The organism is Caulobacter flavus (assembly GCF_003722335.1).
Taxonomy (GTDB): domain Bacteria; phylum Pseudomonadota; class Alphaproteobacteria; order Caulobacterales; family Caulobacteraceae; genus Caulobacter; species Caulobacter flavus.
The window spans coordinates 1-12,428 of the sequence record NZ_CP026100.1 but is presented as its reverse complement, the minus strand read 5'-3'; the positions used below and the strand labels follow the sequence as shown (position 1 = coordinate 12,428).

Below are 12,428 nucleotides of genomic sequence, written 5' to 3'. Positions count from 1 at the left end.
GGCTTGGGCGAGACGAGCGTTTTCAGGCGCTCGCCGGCCACGAGCGTCACACGCTGGCGTTGCAACGGCGCCATGCTGGGCCTTTCCAGACCGGGAGGCCCGCATGACCCAGCCGTTCCAGCTTTCCCTGGCCCCGCGCCAGCTGACCCAGACCATCAATCCGTGGTCGTGGAGATTCGGCGACTTCTCGCTGCTGACCGTCAATCTGGGCCAGTCGCGCAATCCGGCCATCGAGGCCCGGGTGCTGGACGAGGTGGGCAGCTACGGCCGCCAGATCGGCCGCATCAGCGAGGCGCTGCTGGTCTTGGTCGACTGGGCCGAAAAGCAACCGGACGGCCCGTCCAGCCCCGCCTTCCAGATCCTGCGCGACCAGGTGGCCCACGTGGCCCTGATCAAGAAGGCGGTCGAGGCCGAGGCGGCCGGCTAGCCCGCCTTGCGCAGGGCGTGCAGGCGGAAGCCGCCGCGCAGGCCGGCGATGAAGCACAGCACCGCCACGGCCAGCATCGCCATGCTGACGGTCATCTGAGCCGGCGAGGTGAGGTTGGTGGCGGCCTTGTTGCTGGCGTAGGCGAGCAGGGTCGACAGCAGGCCATAGGCGCTGAGCAGCAGCATCAGCAGCGGGATCATCCGCGTCAGCCGCCGCCACTGAACAAAGCCCAGCCACAGATAGACCAGGCCCAGCACCAGGGTGAAGATGATCGTGGCCCAGGCCGTCGTCGGGCCGATGGCGTTGAGCATGGCCTGGGTGACCGCGGGGTCCTGCTGGGCGGCGTTGGCGAGGATCTGCTTTCGCATCTCGCCGACATAGGTCTCGAAGCGCAGGAAGATCATGGCCGCGCCAAAGACGCTGCCGACGGCGGTCAGCCAGGACCCCACGGCGCCGGCCCGGGCCGCGCGCGTTGCGGTCTCCTCGTCCGGCAACTTGGCCAGCGGGTTCAGGACGGCCAGCTTGTCGATCACGATACGCACCCCCGGGACGAAGGGCGCGAGCTTTCGACGCCCGCGCGCGCTTCGTCAACCAAGGCGGGGCGCGGTCAGGCCGCCTCGACGCCGAACTGCAGTCGGGCCAGGCGGGCGTAGAGGCCGCCCTTGGCCACCAGGTCGCCGTGCGTGCCTTCCTCGACCACGCGGCCCTCTTCCATGACCACGATGCGGTCGGCCTGCAGCACGGTGGCCAGGCGGTGGGCGATGACCAGGGTGGTGCGGCCGCTCATGGCCGCGTCGAGGGCCTGCTGCACCAGCCGCTCGTTCTCGGCGTCCAGGGCGCTGGTGGCCTCGTCGAGCAGCAGGATCGGCGCCTGGCGCACCAGGGCGCGGGCGATGGCCAGGCGCTGGCGCTGACCGCCCGACAGGGTCTTGGCGCGCTCGCCGACCGGCGTGTCGAAACCCTGGGGCAGCGCGCTGATGAAGCCGGTGGCCTGGGCCGCGTCGGCGGCGGCGCGGGCCTCCTCTTCGGTGGCGTCGGCGCGGCCGAAGCGGATGTTGTCCATCGCCGAGCCCGAAAACAGCGGCGAGTCCTGGGCCACCAGCGCCATGGTTCCGCGCACCTCGGCCGGGGTCGCCTCGCGCAGGTCGACGCCGTCGAGGCGGATCGCGCCGCTTTGCGGGTCGTAGAACCGCAGCAGCAGCCGCAGGACCGTGCTCTTGCCCGCGCCCGAGGGGCCGACCAGGGCGACGGTCTCGCCCGGCTTCACGGTCAAGGAGAAGCCGTTGAGGGCGGGCAGGTCCGGGCGGCCCGGATAGGCGAAGGCCACGTCTTCGAAGGCGATCTGGCCGCGCACGGGCGAGGGCAGGGCCTTGGGCGCGGCCGGCGGAGCGATGCCGGGCCTGGCGTTCAGCAACTCGGCGATGCGGTCCATGGCGCCGGAGGCCTTCTGGACGTCGCCCCAGACCTCGCCCAGAGCGCCAACCGAGCCGGCGGCCATGATCGCCAGCAGGGCGAACTGGGCCAGGGTGCCCGGCGTCATTTCGCCCTTCAGGACCAGCTGGGCGCCGAACCACAGCAGAAGGGTCACGCCGCCGAAGGCCAGGGTGATGACCACCGAGGTCATGAGGGCACGGGCGCGGATGCGGCGCACCGAGGCGTCGAAGGCCGTCTCCACCGCCGAGCCGAACCGGCGGTCGGCCTCGCGCTCGCGCACGAAGGCCTGGACGGTGTCCAGCGCGTCCAGGCTCTCGCCGGCGTAGCCGACGGCGTCGGCGAAGCGGTCTTGGGCAGTGGCCGACAGCTTGCGGACGCTGCGGCCCATCAGGAACATCGGGGCCAGCACCACCGGCACCATCAGCACGATGAATCCGGCCAGCTTGGGGCTGACCACGGCCATGTAGCCCAGGCCCCCGACGAGGCTGAGGGTGTTGCGGATGGCGATCGAGGCCGAGGCGCCGACCAGCTGGTCGATCAGGGTGACGTCGGTGGTCATCCGCGACAGCACTTCGCCGGTGCGGGTCTTCAGGAAGTAGGCGGGGTCCAGCGACAGGACGTGGCCGTAGAGGGCGCGGCGCAGGTCGGCCACGACCCGCTCGCCCAGGCGCGTGACGAAGAAGAAGCGCGCGGCGGTGGCCACGGCCAGCACCAGCGCCACGCCGCCCAGCAGCAGGAAGGCGCCGTTGACCGCTCCGGCGCCAGGCGCGCCCTTGGCGAATCCCTTGTCGATCACCTCCTTGAAGGCGGCGGTCAGGCCAAGCGTGGCGCTGGTCGAGAACAGCAGGAAGAAGCCGGCGGCCAGGGCGTCGCCGATGTGGCGGCGGACGAACGGCAGCAGATGGGCGAGGGGCCGGATGTCCTTGCGGCGCGGGCGGCGGGCGGCCGCCTCGCTCAGGTTCTGGGCCAGTTCGGCGCCGGCGCCCGGGCGGCCATCGGCCTGAAACTCGCCGCCGTTAACGTCGGTCATCAACTGGGTCCTTGCCAAAATCGCGCGGGTTCTTTATAGCCGCGCGTCTTCGAGAGCCACCCCGCAGGTGGCGCTCACCCACATTTCACGCCGCGCTCTAGTCGGTTGGACCGTCCGATGAAACAGAACATTCACCCCGACTACCACTTCATCACCGTCACCCTGACCGACGGCTCGAGCTATCAGACCCGCTCGACCTACGGCAAGGAAGGCGCGAACCTCGCGCTCGACATCGATCCGCGCACCCACCCGGCGTGGACGGGCGGCAACGCCCAGCTGATGGACCGTGGCGGCCGCGTCTCGCGCTTCAACGCCAAGTTCGCCGGTTTCACCGCGAAGAAGGCCTAAAGCCTCGAAGTCTCGCCGTAAGGGCGACGAAAAGCCGGCTCCGCGTTCGCGGGCCGGCTTTTTCTGTTTCTGGGCCCTGGTTTGGCGCTGTGGCCCTCGCCCTTCGACAGGCTCAGGGTGAGGACCAAGGCAAGGGCGGTGCAGTCGAAAACCTCATCCTGAGCTTGTCGAAGGACGAGGTTTTCGTTTCAGCGTCCTAGCGCCAGGCCATCGTCGTTTCGGCTTCCGGCTTGAACTCGAACTCGCCGTCGGTCGAGGCCGACAGGTCGCGCCAGGCGTCTAGCTCGCCCTGCAGGCTGTCGATCTTGGCCTGGACGATGCCCAGGGCGTCGCTGCCCGCGCACCAGCGGACGGGCGGCCGCTCGACGCTCGCCAGGGTCATCAGCGCCTGGCCCAGGCGGGCGGGATCGCCGGCCTGGTTGCGGCTGCGGGAGTCGTAGAAGGCCTTCAGGTCGGCGGCGACCTGGGCGTAGTCGGCGATGGCGTGCGAGCCGTGGCGCACCGAGGTCGGCTCCAGGAAGTCGGTGCGGAAGAAGCCGGGCTCCACGATCGTGACGTGGATGCCGAAGCGCCGGACCTCGCCGGCCAGCGATTCCGAGAAGCCCTCCACGGCGAACTTCGAGGCGCAGTACAGCGCGCCGCTCTCGCCGCCGACGATGCCGCCGATCGACGAGATGTTGAAGATCCGGCCCGAGCGCTGGGCGCGCATGGCCGGCAGCACGGCGCGGGTGACGTGCATCAGGCCGAAGACGTTGGTGTCGTACTGGGCCTGCACGTCCTGGGCAGTGGATTCCTCGAACAGCGACAGGTTGCCGTAGCCGGCGTTGTTGACCAGCACGTCGATGCGGCCGAAGCGCGCCAGGGCCGCGTCGACGGCGGCCTGCGCTTGGTCGGGGCGGGTGACGTCGAGGGACAGGGACAGCAGGTTGTCGCCGTCGGGGCCCAGGCTGTCGACCAGGGCCTGGCGGTTGCGGGCAGTGGCGACGACGCGGTCGCCGGCGGCCAGGACGGCGCGGACGATCTCGGCGCCGAGGCCGCGCGAAGCGCCGGTGACGAACCAGATGCGGGGGGCGGGGGAAGTCATGGGGTAGCTCCTTCTGAGGAGCCTCGACCATGCGGCGAAAGGCGGCGAAGGCCGTAGACGGATGCCGTCAGTCTCTTGCACGATCCCGCCAGCGCCGTGATCGTGGTTGCCCGACCGGGCCAGCAGCGGTTGAATGCGGCCATGAGCAAGTTGCCCGAACTCGTCGCCATGGTCCGCAGCCATGTAGGAGAAGATTCGACGGACGGCGTCGGTCCGCTGATCGCGCCGGGCGTGCACCTGATCGCCAGCACGGCCGTCACCGAAGCCCAGCAGCTGGTCTACGAGCCGATGCTGTGCCTGATCCTCGAAGGGGCCAAGACCACCACCCTGGGCGCCGAAAGCTATCCCTACCGCGCCGGCGAGTACCTGGTGGTGTCGGCCGACCTGCCGGTCAGCGGGCGAGTGATCGAGGCGCCGTACCTTGCGGTGGGAATCCCGCTGGACCCGGCGATGATCGCCGACCTGCTGGTCGAGACGGGCGAGGCCTTCACGCAAGGCCCGCCGACGCGGGCCCTGGCGATCAGCCGCATGGACGACGACCTGATCGAGACGGTGATGCGTCTGATCCGCCTGCTGGACCGTCCGCGCGAGGCCGCGGTGCTGGCGCCCCTGCTCAAGCGCGAGCTGATGTGGCGCCTGCTGACCGGCGAGCGGGGCGAGATGATGCGCCAGATCGCCTCCTCGGGAGGCCGCCTGGATCAGGTGCGCCGGGCCATACGCTGGCTGCGCGGCCATTATGCCGAACCCATGCGGATCGAGCGGCTGGCGCAGGTGGCGGGCATGAGCGAGACCTCGTTGCACCGGCACTTCAAGGCCGTCACGGCCATGAGCCCGCTGCAGTACCAGAAGCAGATCCGCCTGCAGGAGGCGCGCAACCTGCTGCTGGTGCAGGGCCGCGACGTGGCGGGCGTGGGCTTCGCGGTCGGCTACGACAGCCCCTCGCAGTTCAGCCGGGAATACGCCCGCCTGTTCGGCCGTCCGCCGGGCCGCGACATGGCGCGGCTGCGGGCCGATCCATCGCTCAGCGTGGCGGTGTAGCGGCGCTTTAGGGTAAGGGTTGGCGTCGAGATTCTCCCCCTGTGGGGGAGGCGGCCGAAGGCCGGTGGGGGACTTTTTCAGCTTTCGAGGCGGTGGCAGTCTCATCAGCCACTCCCCCCACCGATCGCTGAGCGATCGCCTCCCCCACAGGGGGAGGTTCCTAAATCTCAGCGCGGCGGGGCGAAGCGGATGACGTTCTCACCCAGGAAGGGCTCTTCGCCGGCCTGGTCGTCCGACGACGGTGCGAACAGCGGCTCCATGGCGTCGGCGGTGGCCGTCGGGCTTTCCTGCGTGGCGGCGGGTTTGGGGGCGGCCAGCAGGATGGGCATGCGCACCGAGACGCTGGTGCCCGCGCCCAGGCGGCTTTCGACATGCATCTCGCCGCCGTGCAGCTGGGCGAAGGCGCGGACGAGTGACAGCCCAAGACCGGTGCCCCTGGCGCGCTGGTCGACGCCGCCGGCCTGCTCGTAGGGGCGCCCCAGGCGCTCGAGGTCCTCGGGGCTGATGCCGACGCCGGTGTCGGCGACGACGATCTCCAGCATGCCGTCGTGGCCGTCGGCCGTGACCGTCACCTGGCCGCCGCGCGGGGTGAACTTCAGGGCGTTGGAAACCAGGTTCAGAACGATCTGCTTGAGCGCCCGGCGGTCGGCGTCGACGTCCAGTTCGCCCGGCGGCAGCACGCCGCGCAGCTGCACGCCCACGCTGTCGGCCTGCACGCGCAGCAGGCGCATGGCGGCGTTGACCGCCTCGCGGGCGTCGAACTCGCCGCGCGACAGCTCGAACCGCTCGGCCTCGATCTTCGACATGTCGAGCACGTCGTTGATCAGGTCCAGCAGGTGACGGCCGCTCTCGTGGATCAGCTCGGCATATTCGCCGTAGCGGTCGGTCAGGGGGCCGAACATGCGCGCGCGCATGATGTCGGAGAAGCCCATGATGGCGTTCAGCGGCGTGCGCAGCTCGTGGCTCATATTGGCCAGGAAGCGGGCGCGGCCGGCGGCCAGCTGCTCGGCGTCGTTGCGGGCCTGGTCCAGCTGCTGCAGGTGACGGGTCTCGGCGGTGACGTCGCGCAGCACGCCGACCAGCATGCCGGGGCCGACGCGCCGCAGGGTCAGCGACAGGGTCTTTTCCGGCGCCTCGGCGGCCGGGAAGGTCAGGGTCGCCTGGTGCTCGCGCAGGGCCTGGCCGAGCGCGAAGTCGACGCGGGCCCGCTCGCCGGCCACGGCCGCGTGCGACAGGCCGTCGATCATGATCCGGTCCAGGGCCGCGCCCTCGGGGGCCACGCCGCGCACGGTGCGCACGCGGCCCTGCAGGGTGACGACGAAGGCCAGGAACGGCAGGCCGTCGAGCAGGGTAGACAGGGCGGTCAGCTCCGACAGGTTGCGCACGTCGCGCTCGCCCGCCCGGCGGTGGGTCAGCATCAGGCCGGCGGCGAGGCCCAGGCCCGTGGTGGCGACGGCCAGGAAGCCGAGGATGAAGGCGGTGGGCCCCGTCGGCGGCGGAGGAGCCAGGCCCGACAGCTGGGTCAGGGCGGCCATGGCGCCGCCGATCAGGGCCAGGGCCGCGCCCTCGGCCAGGCGGCGCGGGGCGGCCAGGGTCGAGGCGGCGGCGACCGGGGCCAGGCACCAGGCGCTCATGGCGCCTGAGACGCCGCCGGTCAGGGCGGCGGCGACCGCGCCGCCGGCGGCCCAGCCGACCAGCAGCAGGGACTGGGTGCGTTCGTCCTCGCTGTCGCCCAGCAGCAGGGCGGCGATGGCGGGCAGGGCCCCGGCCAGAAGCGCCGTCCAGATCGGCCAGCCCGTCGAGCCCGGGGTGAAGGACACCGCGCCGCCGGCCAGCAGGGCCGCGGCCAGCCAGCCCAGACGCCAGGCGCGCGCCGTCTCGCCCGCGCCGAAGGCGGGGCGAAGAGCGGCTTCATCCTGCCGCGGCTGCACCGGGTCGATGTCCAACGGGACGGGTCCGCCTCAAAAGGTTCGTTATTGGTGAATCCTAACCCCGCTTCGGCCGATCCCCCAAGCGCGCACAATTGTGGGGCGACCGGGCGAGTCCAGCTTCTTGTGGACGGAAACGGTTTCGTAAGCGGGTTGGTTCAGGGTGGCACAGAATGCCTTTGCGGACAGAAGGTCCGGGAGTTTCAAATGCCTCAGACGGCGTCCGCGGACGCTTCGCTCGCAGCCGAAGAGCCCGCCGAAAGCGTGGCCGGGGCTGATTCGCGCGCCCTGCAGCGGCCCCCCGAAGGGCCTACCGCGACGTTTCGCCGCGCCGCGGCCCGCGCGCGCCGCAAGGCCGCCCTCGACGATCAGAAGCGTTCGTTCCTGCGCATGGTCAGCCACGAGCTGCGCACGCCCCTGAACGCGGTCATCGGTTTCTCGGAGATCCTGGCCAGCGAGCTCTACGGCCCGCTCGGCGCGCCGCAATACAAGGAATACGCCAAGCTGGTGCACGAGAGCGGCCTCAAGCTGCTGAAGCTCGTCAACCAGATCGTCGAGATCGCCCGGCTGGAAGGCCACGTCACCGACCTGGACGTCGCCGCCGAGCCGCTGGACGAGGCGGTCGAGGACGTGATGGCCCAGCTTAGGACCGAGTGCGAGGCGCGGGGCGTGGCCCTGAGCGCGCCAGACCTCGTGGGCATGCCGGGCGTGCTGTCCGACCGCCGGGGCCTGCGCACCATCCTTTCCAACCTGATGCAGAACGCCGTCGCCCATTCGCCGCGCGACGGGGTGGTGACCATCGAGGCCGAGCGCGTCGCCGGCGGGATGGTCGAGATCTCGATCCGCGACCAGGGCGAGGGCGTCCAGCCTTCCGACCTGCCGCGCCTGCTGCGGCCGTTCGAGCAGGGCGGGGCCTCCCTGACCCGCTCTGGCGAGGGCGTGGGTCTTGGCCTGCCGATCGTCGACCTGCTGACCCGGGCGATGAACGGCTCGTTGCGGCTGAAGTCGGCGCCGGGGCAGGGGCTGACCGCGATCGTGGCCCTGCCGGGCGCCTGACGCCGCCCAGACGGCTTGCATCATGGGCGCGGCCCGCCTAGATGCCGCGCCATGAGCACCAGCCCCATCGACGCCGCCCTCAACGACCTCGCCGACGAGTTCGAAATGCTCGGCGACTGGGAAGAGCGCTATCGCTACGTTATCGAGCTGGGCAAGGACCTCGAGCCGCTGACGCCCGAGGAGCATTCCGAAGACAACAAGGTGCGTGGCTGCGCCAGCCAGGTGTGGCTGGTCACCGAGCCGCAGGCCGACGGAAGCGTGCGCTTTCGCGGCGACAGCGACGCTCACATCGTCAGCGGGCTGATCGCCGTGGTGCTGCGGCTCTATTCCGGCGCGCAGGCCAGGGACATCGCCGCGTTCGACGCCTCGGCGGCCATGGCGCGCCTGGGACTGTCGGAAGCCCTGTCCTCGCAGCGCTCCAACGGCCTCAAGTCGATGGTCGCCCGCATCCAGCGCGACGCGGCGGCCCTGGCGGGCGCCTAAGGAAGGCCCAGCCCCCAGCTCCCGTCATTCTCGCCCTTGTGGCGAGAAGCCCTCTGTCAGTCGCAAGGGCGGACGAGGCGAACCGCCAGCGGTTCGCTTGCGCCTCACGTGCGGGCTGATCCAGGGGTTCCCGCCACAAGGGCGGGAATGACGGGCGGATAGGGTAGGCCCGCCTTGGCTAACCGCCTTAGAAGAACCCGGCCCGGTTGCCGATGAACACGATGGCCACGATGATCAGCAGGAGCTGGATCAGCCAGTTCACGGGCGAGGGGATGGGCGAGCGCTGGACGGCGTAGAGGGCCAAGCCAAGCAGCACGAGGGCGATGATGACGGTGATCAGGATGCTCATGGCCCGGTAACCCGCGTTCGGCGTGCTTGGTTCCGGCCGTGCTTGAACCGTCGCTTTCGATCTTCTATCGCCCGCCCATGACCTCGACCTGGCGCATCGCCGCCCTCTATCGCTTCGCGACCTTCGACGACCCGGCGGCGATCCAGGCGGATCTCGCCAAGCTGTGCTGCGGCCTGAAGGTCAAGGGCACGCTGCTGCTGGCCCGCGAGGGGATCAACGGCACGATCGCCGGCGCGCCCGAGGCGATCGACGCGGTGATCGCCCATATCCGGGCGCTGCCCGGCTGCGAGGCGCTGGAGCTGAAGTTCGCGCAGGCCGATCACCCGCCGTTCCATCGCCTGAAGGTCAAGGTGAAGTCCGAGATCGTCACCCTGGGCGAGCCGGACCTGGATCCTGCCCGCAATCACGGCGTCCACGTCGACCCGGCCGACTGGAACGCCCTGATCGCGCAGCCCGACGTCATCGTCATCGACACCCGCAACGGCTACGAGGTCGACTGCGGGGCCTTCGAGGGGGCGATCGATCCCAAGACGCCCAGCTTCGCTGATTTCCCCGCCTGGTTCGACGCCTTCCGCCAGACCTGGGACCCGGCCGCGCCAGCCCCGAAGGTGGCGATGTACTGCACCGGCGGCATCCGCTGCGAGAAGTCGACGGCCTTCCTGAAGGCGCGCGGGGTCGAGGAGGTGTTCCACCTCAAGGGCGGGATCCTGAACTATCTGGAGACGGTGCCGGAGGCGCAGAGCCTTTGGCGCGGCGAGTGCTTCGTGTTCGACGAGCGGGTGGCCGTCGGCCATGGGCTGTCGCAGGGAACACATGCCCTGTGCCGGGGCTGCCGGATGCCGGTGTCGGAAGCCGATCGGGCCTCGCCGCTGTATGTCGAGGGCGTGGCCTGCCCGCGCTGCCACGACAGCCGCAGCGACGACCAGAAGGCCCGCTACGCCGAGCGCCAGCGTCAGGCCGCCCGCGCCCTGGAGTTGGGCATAGACCATGTGGGCGCGACCCTGCCGCCCAGGCCGGCGCGTGAGTCCTGACGGATCGCCCTCGCCCGCACGGCGTTATCTCCGCGACCCCCTTCCCAGGACATGGAGACAGACGCCATGGTCGCCTACGACCCCACGCTCAATCCCGGCCAGACCAACGGCGCCGGCCCCGCCCGCGCCCGTCAGAGCCTGATCGACACCCTGTCGGACAAGGTCTCGAACTTCCTCGACCACCAGTCCAAGCCGCTGAACCCCCAGGCGCCGGTTCCCGACTACGCCGTCGATGCGCCGGGTAGGAAGGGCTTCAGCATCGCCGGCCGCCAGGTGCAGCTGGGCGGTCGCACCGTGCCGTTGGCCGTCGCGGTGCTGGGCGGTGCGGTTCTGGCCGGCCTGCTGATCAACAAGCGCACGCGCGGTGCGGCGATCACCGCCGCCGGCACGGCCTGGACCTTCCTGCAGTCGAAGAAACCGTAAGGCTCCGCTTCGAACCTTTTGCGGAGAGGCCGCGTTGCTGCGGTCTCTCCATCCAAGCTCAGGGAGCCCAAGCATGGCCCATACGAACGAAGACCACATCAAGCTCGTCAACGGCCTGGTCGAGATCACCATCGACAGCGCCGACGGCTACGAAGAAGCCGCCAAGGACGCGCAGAGCAGCCGCTTCAAGACCCTGTTCCAGTCGCGCGCCCAGGAGCGCCGCGGCATCGTCTCGGACCTGCAGGCCGAGGTCCGCCGCCTGGGCGGCACGCCGGACGACGACGGCAGCATCCTGGCCGCCGCCCACCGCGTGTTCCTCAACGTCCGTGACGCCCTGACCAAGGGCGACGAGGCCGTGGTCAAGACCGTCGAGGACGGCGAGGACCACATCAAGGCCAAGTACGAGAAGGCGCTGGGCGACGTGGACATCCAGCCCGAGACCCGCCGCGCCATCGAAGAGGCCTACGCCAAGGTCAAGGCCGGCCACGACCAGATGCGCGACATCAAGCACATGCTGGCGTCGTAACGATCTGGCTTCATCGTTCCGGCAAGTCCCGAGGGCTTGTCGGAGCGACGGTCCAAGACAGGCGGGGCGGCTCAGGCCATCCCGTAATGCGCCGTCAGGCGCTGCAGGGCCGCCTTGAGGGCGGCCCTGCCCGTTCTGGGCTTCATGCCCAGGGCGACTTCCGTTCCCTGCAGGGACGTGCCCGTCAGGCAGATGAGGGTCAGGATCGGCATGGCCTCGGCCCCGACCGCCTCCATGGCCCGCCCCAGGCGCTGGCGGGCGGCATAGGCGCGCTCCATCGGTTCGATGCGCGATCCGCCGCCCGAGCGCGGCGTCGGATCCCAGCGCATGGTCAGCCGGCCGATGATCCCCGAGGCGTGGGCGTCGGCCGCCAGGCGCTCGCCGGCCGCGCGTTCGGCCGCGGTGATGTGCTTGCGCCGCAGCAGCCAGTCCAGCGGCGCCTCGCCCAGGTTCGCGCGATGCGTGGTCGCGCGGCCGTCGGGCTCGGTCACCGTCTTCTCGCCCTCGACGAAGCCGGGGCGTCCGGGCGGCGGGGAGGGGGTCTGGGACGACAGCCGCCAGCCGCCGTCGCCGCGAGGCAGCAGGCGCGGGAACAGCTTGCGGAAGGCGGCTTCGTCGATCAGCAGCATCGGGCGACGACCCCGGGCGAAGCGCACGGCGTAGGCCAGGCCCCGGGCCTCGATCACCGAGCCCGCGCGGTCCAGCAGGCGGGCGGCGCGATCGGCCAGATGCTCGGCCTGCAGGTCGTGCTCCAGGATGGCGGCGACGCTCATCGGCCCAGCCCCGCGCGTTGGAACGCAACCCCGGTCAGGTCGGGGATGGTTTCGGGCGCCTGGCGCACGCAGGCCTCCAGCGCCGTCATCCGGGCGTCGAACACCCGGTCCTCGCGCATGTCCTCGATGCGATGGCAGGCATGGGCGCAGGTGGTGCGGTCGCGGCCGAAGGCGAAGGCCACGCGGGCCAGCGGCCAGTGGAAGATCACGTGCGCCAGGTAGATGGCGATCTGCCGCGCCCGGGCGGCCGACTTGGTGGCGCGGCGGTCCGAGGCGATGTCGACCGGCGCGACGCCCGTGGCCAGGGCCACGGCATGAGTGACGAAGGCGGCGACCAGACGGTCGCGGCGCGGATCGGGCGAGATCGCCCAGGCCTCCTCCAGGATTTGAGCGAGCATCACGGTCCCTCAAGAGCGGCGCCCCCAGTGACGCCCATGAGCATCAGCCTAGGCTGATATTCCTCTTGTAGGATAACTTTCCTATTTCGCGCGTCCAGCG

The 12,428-nt window shown here is 70.6% G+C and carries 15 protein-coding genes and 1 pseudogene; 9 read left to right on the top strand and 7 right to left on the bottom strand.

The annotated features are described in order from the left end of the window. The first annotated feature begins 103 nt into the window (after positions 1-103). Positions 104-427: a hypothetical protein gene (locus tag C1707_RS00070; RefSeq protein WP_101715302.1), complete on the top strand. Its 324-nt coding sequence runs from the start codon at positions 104-106 to the stop codon at positions 425-427. Here the strand turns inward: C1707_RS00070 and C1707_RS00065 are convergent. Then, positions 424-960: a hypothetical protein gene (locus C1707_RS00065; protein ID WP_145998483.1), complete on the bottom strand. Its 537-nt coding sequence runs from the start codon at positions 958-960 to the stop codon at positions 424-426. The genes C1707_RS00070 and C1707_RS00065 overlap by 4 nt on opposite strands. Positions 961-1,034: 74 nt before the next feature. Beyond that, on the bottom strand, positions 1,035-2,894 hold the full coding sequence (locus C1707_RS00060) for an ABC transporter transmembrane domain-containing protein (protein WP_164467233.1): 1,860 nt from the start codon (positions 2,892-2,894) through the stop codon (positions 1,035-1,037). Positions 2,895-3,008: 114 nt separating this feature from the next. Between C1707_RS00060 and rpmE the strand changes: the two genes are divergently transcribed. After that, positions 3,009-3,239 (top strand): 50S ribosomal protein L31, encoded by a 231-nt coding sequence (gene rpmE, locus C1707_RS00055; RefSeq protein WP_058349579.1) that lies wholly within the window; start codon positions 3,009-3,011, stop codon positions 3,237-3,239. A gap of 196 nt (positions 3,240-3,435) precedes the next feature. On the opposite strand, the gene C1707_RS00050 is transcribed toward rpmE, so the two are convergent. After that, entirely contained in the window at positions 3,436-4,323 is an 888-nt protein-coding gene (locus tag C1707_RS00050; protein WP_101715299.1) for an oxidoreductase, read from the bottom strand. A 141-nt stretch (positions 4,324-4,464) separates the two neighbouring features. Here C1707_RS00050 and C1707_RS00045 point away from each other — a divergent pair, with 141 nt between their 5' ends. After that, positions 4,465-5,361 (top strand): AraC family transcriptional regulator, encoded by an 897-nt coding sequence (locus C1707_RS00045; RefSeq protein WP_101715298.1) that lies wholly within the window; start codon positions 4,465-4,467, stop codon positions 5,359-5,361. Between the two features lie 167 nt (positions 5,362-5,528). On the opposite strand, the gene divJ is transcribed toward C1707_RS00045, so the two are convergent. After that, positions 5,529-7,307, bottom strand: a complete 1,779-nt coding sequence (gene divJ, locus C1707_RS00040) for a cell cycle sensor histidine kinase DivJ (protein WP_164467232.1) — start codon at positions 7,305-7,307, stop codon at positions 5,529-5,531. Between the two features lie 189 nt (positions 7,308-7,496). On the opposite strand from divJ, the gene C1707_RS00035 reads away from it, so the two are divergent. The 3 genes and pseudogenes from C1707_RS00035 to C1707_RS26500 form a co-directional block, all read left to right on the top strand. Further along, positions 7,497-8,345 (top strand): sensor histidine kinase, encoded by an 849-nt coding sequence (locus C1707_RS00035; protein ID WP_101715297.1) that lies wholly within the window; start codon positions 7,497-7,499, stop codon positions 8,343-8,345. 51 nt (positions 8,346-8,396) lie between these two features. Beyond that, positions 8,397-8,828, top strand: a complete 432-nt coding sequence (locus C1707_RS00030; protein ID WP_101715296.1) for a SufE family protein — start codon at positions 8,397-8,399, stop codon at positions 8,826-8,828. Positions 8,829-8,841: 13 nt separating this feature from the next. Then, positions 8,842-8,979 (top strand): annotated as a pseudogene (locus C1707_RS26500) (hypothetical protein); the annotation flags it as partial. Between the two features lie 36 nt (positions 8,980-9,015). Here C1707_RS26500 and C1707_RS25880 read toward each other — a convergent pair. After that, positions 9,016-9,177, bottom strand: coding sequence for a hypothetical protein (locus C1707_RS25880; RefSeq protein ID WP_162839355.1), 162 nt, complete (start codon positions 9,175-9,177; stop codon positions 9,016-9,018). Positions 9,178-9,254: 77 nt separating this feature from the next. On the opposite strand from C1707_RS25880, the gene trhO reads away from it, so the two are divergent. The 3 genes from trhO (at position 9,255) to C1707_RS00015 (ending at position 11,157) form a co-directional block, all read left to right on the top strand. Beyond that, positions 9,255-10,208 (top strand): oxygen-dependent tRNA uridine(34) hydroxylase TrhO, encoded by a 954-nt coding sequence (gene trhO / locus C1707_RS00025; RefSeq protein WP_101715340.1) that lies wholly within the window; start codon positions 9,255-9,257, stop codon positions 10,206-10,208. Positions 10,209-10,274: 66 nt separating this feature from the next. Then, complete coding sequence (locus tag C1707_RS00020; RefSeq protein WP_101715295.1) at positions 10,275-10,631, top strand: hypothetical protein; 357 nt, start codon at positions 10,275-10,277, stop codon at positions 10,629-10,631. 73 nt (positions 10,632-10,704) lie between these two features. Continuing rightward, positions 10,705-11,157 (top strand): PA2169 family four-helix-bundle protein, encoded by a 453-nt coding sequence (locus tag C1707_RS00015; protein WP_101715294.1) that lies wholly within the window; start codon positions 10,705-10,707, stop codon positions 11,155-11,157. Between the two features lie 71 nt (positions 11,158-11,228). Here the strand turns inward: C1707_RS00015 and C1707_RS00010 are convergent, their stop codons facing one another. Both C1707_RS00010 and C1707_RS00005 read right to left on the bottom strand, forming a co-directional pair. After that, positions 11,229-11,930, bottom strand: coding sequence for a DUF6456 domain-containing protein (locus C1707_RS00010; RefSeq protein WP_101715293.1), 702 nt, complete (start codon positions 11,928-11,930; stop codon positions 11,229-11,231). Beyond that, positions 11,927-12,328 carry a helix-turn-helix domain-containing protein gene (locus C1707_RS00005; RefSeq protein WP_101715292.1) on the bottom strand — a complete coding sequence of 134 codons (402 nt, stop codon included), beginning with the start codon at positions 12,326-12,328 and terminating at the stop codon, positions 11,927-11,929. Before C1707_RS00005 ends, C1707_RS00010 begins: the two co-directional genes overlap by 4 nt. Positions 12,329-12,428 lie beyond the last annotated feature (100 nt).